The 7,696-nt window shown below is 42.9% G+C and carries 9 protein-coding genes; 3 read left to right on the top strand and 6 right to left on the bottom strand.

Features of this window, described 5'->3' with window-relative positions:
• On the top strand, positions 1 to 541 hold a 541-nt coding region (efp, locus tag NJ959_RS22535), incomplete at its 5' end, for an elongation factor P (protein WP_254013987.1).
• Between the two features lie 189 nt (positions 542 to 730).
• The gene (gene accB, locus NJ959_RS22530) at positions 731 to 1,222 is read left to right on the top strand and encodes an acetyl-CoA carboxylase biotin carboxyl carrier protein (RefSeq protein ID WP_254013986.1); all 492 of its coding nucleotides are present in this window, start codon (positions 731 to 733) and stop codon (positions 1,220 to 1,222) included.
• A gap of 42 nt (positions 1,223 to 1,264) precedes the next feature.
• Here the strand turns inward: accB and NJ959_RS22525 are convergent, their stop codons facing one another.
• Complete coding sequence (locus tag NJ959_RS22525; protein WP_254013988.1) at positions 1,265 to 2,551, bottom strand: RNA-guided endonuclease InsQ/TnpB family protein; 1,287 nt, start codon at positions 2,549 to 2,551, stop codon at positions 1,265 to 1,267.
• A gap of 239 nt (positions 2,552 to 2,790) precedes the next feature.
• Between NJ959_RS22525 and NJ959_RS22520 the strand changes: the two genes are divergently transcribed.
• Complete coding sequence (locus NJ959_RS22520; protein WP_254013985.1) at positions 2,791 to 3,144, top strand: ArsR/SmtB family transcription factor; 354 nt, start codon at positions 2,791 to 2,793, stop codon at positions 3,142 to 3,144.
• A 119-nt stretch (positions 3,145 to 3,263) separates the two neighbouring features.
• Here NJ959_RS22520 and NJ959_RS22515 read toward each other — a convergent pair whose 3' ends face one another.
• The 5 genes from NJ959_RS22515 to NJ959_RS22495 form a co-directional block, all read right to left on the bottom strand.
• A complete protein-coding gene (locus NJ959_RS22515) occupies positions 3,264 to 3,869 on the bottom strand; it encodes a GerMN domain-containing protein (protein WP_254013984.1) in 606 nt (201 codons plus the stop codon).
• 163 nt (positions 3,870 to 4,032) lie between these two features.
• Positions 4,033 to 4,815 carry an LmeA family phospholipid-binding protein gene (locus tag NJ959_RS22510; protein WP_254013983.1) on the bottom strand — a complete coding sequence of 261 codons (783 nt, stop codon included), beginning with the start codon at positions 4,813 to 4,815 and terminating at the stop codon, positions 4,033 to 4,035.
• Between the two features lie 141 nt (positions 4,816 to 4,956).
• A complete protein-coding gene (locus NJ959_RS22505) occupies positions 4,957 to 5,562 on the bottom strand; it encodes a vWA domain-containing protein (protein WP_254013982.1) in 606 nt (201 codons plus the stop codon).
• Positions 5,563 to 5,845: 283 nt separating this feature from the next.
• Positions 5,846 to 6,328, bottom strand: coding sequence for an NAD(P)H-quinone oxidoreductase subunit N (locus NJ959_RS22500; RefSeq protein ID WP_254013981.1), 483 nt, complete (start codon positions 6,326 to 6,328; stop codon positions 5,846 to 5,848).
• 336 nt (positions 6,329 to 6,664) lie between these two features.
• Positions 6,665 to 7,696 (bottom strand): SpoIID/LytB domain-containing protein (locus NJ959_RS22495; protein WP_254013980.1); only part of this gene is annotated, 1,032 nt, incomplete at its 5' end.

Raw genomic sequence — 7,696 nt, 5'->3', positions numbered from 1 at the left:
CTTTCTCCCTGGCGTCACGATTGTGTTAGATGGATCTGTGTGGCGGGTGGTAGAGTTTCTCCACGTCAAGCCTGGAAAGGGTTCTGCCTTTGTTCGTACCAAGTTAAAAAACGTACATAATGGTAGCGTTGTTGAAAAAACGTTCCGGGCTGGGGAAACAGTACCACAGGCTACCCTGGAAAAGCGCACAATGCAACATACTTACAAAGAAGGCGACCAATTTGTCTTCATGGATATGGAAAGCTATGAGGAAAGTACCTTCAACACTGCCCAGATTGGCGATCGCGTCAAGTATCTTAACGAAGGTATGGAAGTTAACGTCGTTACATGGGGCGAGCAAGTGCTGGAAGTGGAATTACCGAATTCTGTGGTATTAGAAGTTATAGCCGCCGATCCAGGTGTCAAAGGCGATACTGCCACAGGTGGTAGTAAACCCGCCACAGTTTCCACGGGGGCACAGGTAATGGTTCCTCTATTTATTTCCGTTGGAGAAAGGATTAAAATCGATACCCGTAGCGATTCCTATCTAGGTAGGGAATAAATTTTCTGACAAAATAGGGAGTGGCTAATCAGAGGTGAGAGGTAAAACTCAAAACTCAAAAGTCTCCTCCCTATTCCCTATTCCCCATTCCCCATTCCCCTAAAAGTTCTGAGTTTTTAGTTATCAGTTTTGAATGAAAACTAAAAACTCAAAACTCAAAACTCTCTTCCCCATTCCCCTAATATCGTCGTGTCCTTAGACTTTAACGAACTCCGAGAACTAATATCCGCGATCGCTCAAACTGATATCGCGGAATTTACTTTAAAAAGTGCTGACTTTGAACTGACGGTGCGTAAAGGTATGGCTTCCATGCCCACCATAGATGCAGTTGTCTCTTCTGTACCTGTGAAATTGCCCCCATCAGGGAGCAATCCACCAACTAAACAGACTTTAGCAGCAGTGGTTGAAGAGCCGTCACCGCCACCTCCCCCAACCCCGAAATGGGAAGATGTGAAGTCACCTATGGTTGGCACTTTTTACCGCTCCCCTGCTCCTGATGAAGCTCCCTTTATCGAAGTGGGCGATCGCATCCGTATTGGTCAATCCCTTTGTATCATTGAAGCTATGAAGCTGATGAATGAAATTGAAGCTGAGATATCTGGACAAGTGATGGAAATTCTGGTAGAGAATGGTCAACCGATCGAGTACGGTCAACCCTTAATGCGGATTAATCCAGGGTGATCGTTACTTAATTGTTATCAATTGATTGACATCCTCCCGCCGCTAACCTCTACGAGGTATAGCGGGGGATTCCCAAGAAATCTTGGTTCTCAGTTCATTGAGCCGACTTAGAGCAAGAGCGTCTCCGTTGTTGAGCCAGAGGTCGGTTTCTCCCTGAGCTTTCACCTTTTTGAGGTCAGATTCGGTATGCCCTACCGTACTGTTTAAATATTGAGCCAGTAGCTTAAATCCTTTTGCCAAGATATTTTTTGCTGCATTATAGTCACGATCTAACACTGTGCCACAGCGATCGCATCTGTGAGTTCTAGTGCTAAGAGTTTTTTTGACTTTTGCACCACAGCACGAGCAATCAACAGTAGTGTTGTGAGGTGGTACAGCAATGACTATGACACCGTGAACCTTGGAAAAATATTTAAGCCATTGGATGAATTGATACCAACTAGCATCGCTAATGGATTTAGCTAAATGGTGATTTTTCACCATGTTTCGTATCTTCAAGTCTTCATAGACGATCAAATCGTTAGAATTGACTAGCGCCAAGGCATCTTTCCGAGCCTTGTCTCCACGCTGTCTACTTACCTTGAGATGTTGTTTAGCTAAAGCCTGACGTGCTTTATGGTATCTATGAGACTGTTTCTTCTCCTTGATAAGCTTCTTAGAAACCCGACGCTGAAGCATTTTTAATCTTCGCTCAGATTTCCGTAAATATCTAGGATTTTCAACAGTATTTCCCTCGGAATCAGTATAGAACTCTTTGAGTCCTAAATCAATTCCTATCATTTTTCCTTGGAATTCATGCTCCTCCCTTCTATCCCAGTCAACTAGGAACTGAGCATAGTAGCCGTCAGCGTGTCTGATTACCCGAACTCTAGATATTTGTTTTTCACAGTACCAAACTAAGTCTCTAGAACTCCATAAGTCCATCGTTCCGGCTTCAAAGCCATCGGTGAAGGTTATCTGTCTTCTGTCAGAAGATAACTTCCAACCACTATTTTTGTATTCAACGGAACGGCTGAACTTTTTGTATTTTGGATAACCTTTTTTACCCGGTTTACCCAATCTACAGTTCTCGTAAAAACGCTGAATGGATACCCACGCTCTGTCAGCATGAGCTTGCCTAGCTTGAGAATTAAGCTTTCTTGTCCAAGGTGTTTCTTTATTTTTGGTCAGTACCGAGCAAAGCTTTTGAAGGTCATTACGAGTGACTCCATTATTATCTTCCCAATAACGCAGACAAGTGTTGCGGATGAATTGTCCTGTACGGATTGCTTCATCCAACTTCCTGTACTGTTCTTGAGTTCCTTTGAGCTTTGCTTCGATTACTAACATGGTAGGATCGTAGCACAATTTACCCACTATAGACATGGGTAGTTTATCTGGATTCTTTCTCGCTCAATTGTTTACCAGTCGCAATACCCTACGGAAAGGCTTCGCCTACATCTCCCGCTAAAACATTGGCGGTACTCGCTACGCTCAATATATCCGCCTCGTCTATAACGGGAGCCTTCTTGCGACATTAAGGTAAAATAGACTAAAATCTGGGGATCACCGAAATTCGGGTTATGCCGATGGTAACAGCACGCTCCGTACCAAAAGAGGTAGTACAACAAGTTTCAGAATATTTTAGTATCTTAAGCGAGCCGATGCGCCTACGGATTCTCAATTTGCTGCGGGAAGGTGAAAAATGCGTACAGGAGTTGGTGGAAGCGACAGACACCAGTCAGGCGAATGTCTCAAAGCATCTGAAAGTCATGCTGCAAGCCGGAATTCTCAGCCGTCGTGCGGAGGGAACATCGGCTTACTACAAAGTAGAAGATGAACTAATTTTCGAGTTGTGCAACCTGGTATGCGATCGATTAGCCACGCGAATTGAGGAACAAGCTCGCCATTTTCGCGACTTTAGTTTAGCGAATAAACACTAGTGCAGGGAAACCATGATACTCATGATTTCAATGATTTGAAAAAATTGGCTCATAGCTAATGGCTAATGGCTAATAGCTATTAGCTAATGAATCAAAAAAATCACTAACGATCGACTGTTCTAAAATTCAAAGTTTTCCTCAAAGTCTTTGCGAGTCATGGGTTGATCGATTACGATACCTTCACCACCTAGAGTTTCTAGGGGTTTTCCTTCCACATTAATCCAAACTTTAGCGGTTGGCTCTAAACTTGTTGCAGTATAGAGGATTTGTGCTAAACGACCAGTCATTGAAGTACTGCCACCACCGCTGGTAAAATCTTGAGAAAGATCGATATGAATCCCATCAGATTTTATAGAGATATTCTGCAATTTAGTATTTTTAGGAATTGTGGTGGTAACAGCCTTATCTATTGGTCCAGCTAATAGGCTATTAAATGCTATCTTTAAAACTTCACCCTGATTGTTGGCATTATCTAACTTTAGGGAAGTGGGAACTAGCTCAATTTTGCCATCTACATCATTGAGCCAATAGACGGTAATTTTCTGCTCGGTTACAGGTTGAATAGACTTAGGTGATGGGGATGTAGTTTCTAAGTGAGATGTCTTGGTAAAGGTGAAGTTATGTGATGCCAACCAAGCACCTCCACCTCCTGCTGCTAAGATTGCCGCAGAAATCCCGACGATAATACTAATAGGAATCCGACGTACTGGTTGTTGGTTTTGCATTTTAATTTGTTGTTGGTTGTTGGTTGTTAGTTATTAGTTGTTGGTTGTTAGTTGTTAGTTGTTGCCTCAAATCACTAATAACAGCCACAGGCGAGACACCTGTTATACAATTTTGATTTGCTCTAGAGCTAACAACAAATGACAAATAACAAACAACCAACAACTAATTTTGTGGCTTGACTTGGACAAACCCGGCTAACTCTAATCTTCCTGTGTCTATTTTTAATTGTAATACTCTTGCCGTAATACCTGCATCTGCCAAGCTGCGGAGATTGTAACGGTTAGTTAAGCCACTAGTCAAACCTCCCACTAACAGAGGTGGAATCGCTTTCCCATCTACTAACACGATGGGATTGATTAGCTGTACACTTTCCCCAGCGATTATAGTTAATCCCGACTCTAGAGTAATTGGGATTGAGGGGTTTTCTCCTTCCCGAATATCTGCCTGGAAACGGATGCGGTTGTTTGCCAGAAACTCTATCCTTGGGTTGAAAATCTGATAATTCTGTTTTGAGCCACTTAAGAGGCGAAAATGAAGTTGTTGCAATCGTGCGGTGGCGGTGGGAGACTGTAGCCCTTTGTTAATATCTGACTCAGTTAATACTAAACGTACCCCGGCTTGCAAGGGTTGGCGCAGAGATTTTGCTAAAGATTCTTTACCTCCTCGCGCCAAACGCTGTAAATCCACGTCAATTGCATCAGTTTCCAATTCCAAAGTGTCAATCCGCATATCTGATGTCACCCACACCCCGCGACTCGCCATCCTTAACCTTTGGACTTTTCCTTGTATTACTTGGTAATTTGGGGTATTATCCACGCGGATTTGTAGCTCTTCTACCCTTTCTACTTGAGAGAGGATGGTATTTTCGGCAAAGGTATCAAGTGCTAACCCAACTGGGGAGCCAAGAGTAAGTATGCTAGAGAGGAGGATAGTGAGAAATTCCACAGAGATATTCCAATTTAGATCGACAAGAGCAGATTACAGGTTGATCGAGTACACCCCAGAAACCCGGTTTCTTGAAGAAACCGGGTTTCTATGTATCTCACTCACCTGATAAACTAGCTAATTTTGGTTCCAGATTATTCCTTAATCAATAACAGCATTAATCAGGACATCTGTAAGACTCATATCCTCCATATCCTCAATTGTGACAGTATCTACAATATCAAACTTAGCGCCAGCACCTTGCAATTCATCATCCAGAATCTTCAGGAATTTTGTCGCCTGTGAATCGCTGCCAATTTGAATGAAGGAAATTGCTAATTCTTCGTCTATATCCATCTTCCGCGATGCTTCAATAATCACCTTCATCACGGCTTTGCGATCGTCAGGTTCCCCATCCGTCACCACTAAGATAGTTTCTCCATTCTCCTTCGTTTCCCCCTTATCCTTCCTCTGAAAATAGTTATCGAGGGCATCTTGCAGTACCATTGCCAAATCTGTTCGTCCAGATGGCTCATTTTCCTGAAATATTTGTACCACTTTGTCGGAGGTTACATTATCGTAGCGTTTGAAGCGACCAGAAAATAAGTAAAGTGTGATACCATCCGGATCTAATTCTTCGCATTTGCTGGCTAAGGCGAAGGTAGATTCCTGCATCACATTCCATCGGCTTTTCCCAGACAGTTGATCTCGAATCGACATACTACCGCTTTTGTCGATGATTAACGTATAGTCGCGCTGTTCAAGCATAATAACTTTCCTAAATCTACTAAGTCCTTTTTAAGGGTATCAAAACTTACGATTTAAGCAAGGGGATTTCCGGGCTAAACAGCCATATTGACTGACAGGTTATTTGTGAATAAATTGTTAAGATTAATTTACAGCGCTTTCCAGGCGACTGAGGCACATAGAAACCGGGTTTCTGAGGTTAGGTTATTTGTGAATAAATTATTAAGATTAATCTAAAATTGCCTTCACAGAAAAACGGGTGGTAGAGATGTTGTATCGCAACCTCTCTACCGCGTGTTTTCCCTTAAGATGCCAATTTCGACAACGCCGCATCCAGTGGCATCCAGTGGAAACTGCGCGAGCCTCCCATTTCTATTGCCACTTTGAGGCGTTTCTCCTCCTGAGTTAACGCCGTCAAATACCCTACTTCCTGACTAGACAAAATATTACCCTCAATAATCCATAAGACTAAACCTTTGGATTTAGGCGAGAGATGTTCTAATTGGTAAGTAACCAAGGGTGGTAGGTACTGCACTTCGCCGACAGCCGCTGTTTTACCAATATTTTTCTTACCCAGGTGGGGAGGACGAACCCCATGAATACCTGTAAGATAAGCAGCTAGATCCCCTAGCCCTTTGGCAGTGATACATAATGTGGTATAACCTGCTGCCCGCACCCGTCGCAGATAACGCCCTTCATATCCCCCTTCTAAGGGTGCATACAAGGCTAATGCCCCCGCTTTTTCTAGATCCCGAATGAATCCTTTTCCGGTTGTAATCAGTCCCATGTTTAGCTTCGCTGACCTTTTGAGTTTTGTTAATTATTGTTACCCAAGTTCAGTATAAATGGCAGAGGGGCAGGGTATCGGGCAGGGCTGTTTCATTCTCCTACAGCAACAGGTTAAAACCTTTTGCTACACTTGCTAAACCGCCCTTCGGCGGTTCAACTTATTTGTTAATAAGCTAATGCAAGACTCGCTAACCTGCGAAGGCAGGTTTTGTCTGTGTAGCGACAGATTTCAATCTGTCGTAAAATTTGAGAATGAAACAGCCCTGGGGTATCGGGGGGACAATGCGGACAAGGGGGTAATTTCCCTTATTCCCCACTCCCTACTCCCCATTCCCTAATTTGAATCAGAAGCACTAGTATCCAGCCAAGCCAAAGACGTACCGGGATAGTAATTATTTAAAATTTGTTTATAGTCATATCCTTGGGTTGCTAATTTGTAAGCGCCGTTTTGACTCATGCCTTTGCCGCCAAAAACATTAGTGACAATATCATCAGAAGCTGCATACATTGATTCAAAGACACCCCCTTTGTAACTCAGAAAAACGCCACGAGTTTCCTTAACAGCTTGAGCAGTAGTATTCCACTCTGTCTCAACACCTTTATAAACTTGCCAACGCTCAGTATTGCCCAAATCATATAAGGCATTAGCAGGTCGGATATAATGAACAATAGCATAAGATCTAGCTGCGATCGCTTGTGCTTTCAAAGCATCCATAGGCCAATCTGGATATACTTCAGATCCCACAACACTACCTATATAAACCTCAAGATCGACATAGTTAACTGCTAATAGATTATTCCCCTGAGAAACCAATAGTACATCGCCTCGATACCAGCGATTATTCACATATACTAGTCCTCCTTGGGTTGGTTTGATCCAGACTCCTCCTGGTGTCGTCCATTTGCCAACACGAATATTTGGACCACCTGGCAACACTTCAATAGCCTGTTTTGCTGATAGTTTATCTAATAATTTACCCTTAGCATCAAGTATTTCTCCAGGTGTAGAAGTGGCAACTGCTAGTGAGTTGACTCCATTGGCAATAGCCACTCGCATTTCTATGACTGGAGTCTTGCTAGCTTGATTGCTGGGTTGAGTTTTATTCTGTTTAGAAGTTTGAGATTTGTTAGCCTGTTGGGTTGTATTTTGAGATGGTTGTTTGGTAGTTGGAGATGCTTTAGTTGCTTGGGTTTGAGTTTGGGAATTGGCAACAGACGCATTAGCTTGTAATGTTTGCTGATTGGGAATAGAGCTTTGAGATGGAGTATTTTGTTTGTTATTTCCCATTCCCTTCACTGGAGTAGTGACAGGATTATAGTGCCATAAGAGACTGCGGCTAACTAAATTATGATGCCAATCCTCTTC

The sequence above is a fragment of the Limnofasciculus baicalensis BBK-W-15 genome (assembly GCF_024178385.1).
Lineage (GTDB): Bacteria > Cyanobacteriota > Cyanobacteriia > Cyanobacteriales > Coleofasciculaceae > Limnofasciculus > Limnofasciculus baicalensis.
Note: the sequence above shows the minus strand (reverse complement) of the source record. Positions and strands in the feature narration are given on the sequence as shown.

Bases quoted from the DNA above. Each gene is read 5' to 3' on its own strand.
- NJ959_RS22525 (WP_254013988.1), bottom strand. From the start codon at position 2,551: ATGTTAGTAATCGAAGCAAAGCTCAAAGGAACTCAAGAACAGTACAGG.
- NJ959_RS22520 (WP_254013985.1), top strand. From the start codon at position 2,791: ATGGTAACAGCACGCTCCGTACCAAAAGAGGTAGTACAACAAGTTTCA.
- NJ959_RS22515 (WP_254013984.1), bottom strand. From the start codon at position 3,869: ATGCAAAACCAACAACCAGTACGTCGGATTCCTATTAGTATTATCGTC.
- NJ959_RS22505 (WP_254013982.1), bottom strand. From the start codon at position 5,562: ATGCTTGAACAGCGCGACTATACGTTAATCATCGACAAAAGCGGTAGT.
- NJ959_RS22500 (WP_254013981.1), bottom strand. From the start codon at position 6,328: ATGGGACTGATTACAACCGGAAAAGGATTCATTCGGGATCTAGAAAAA.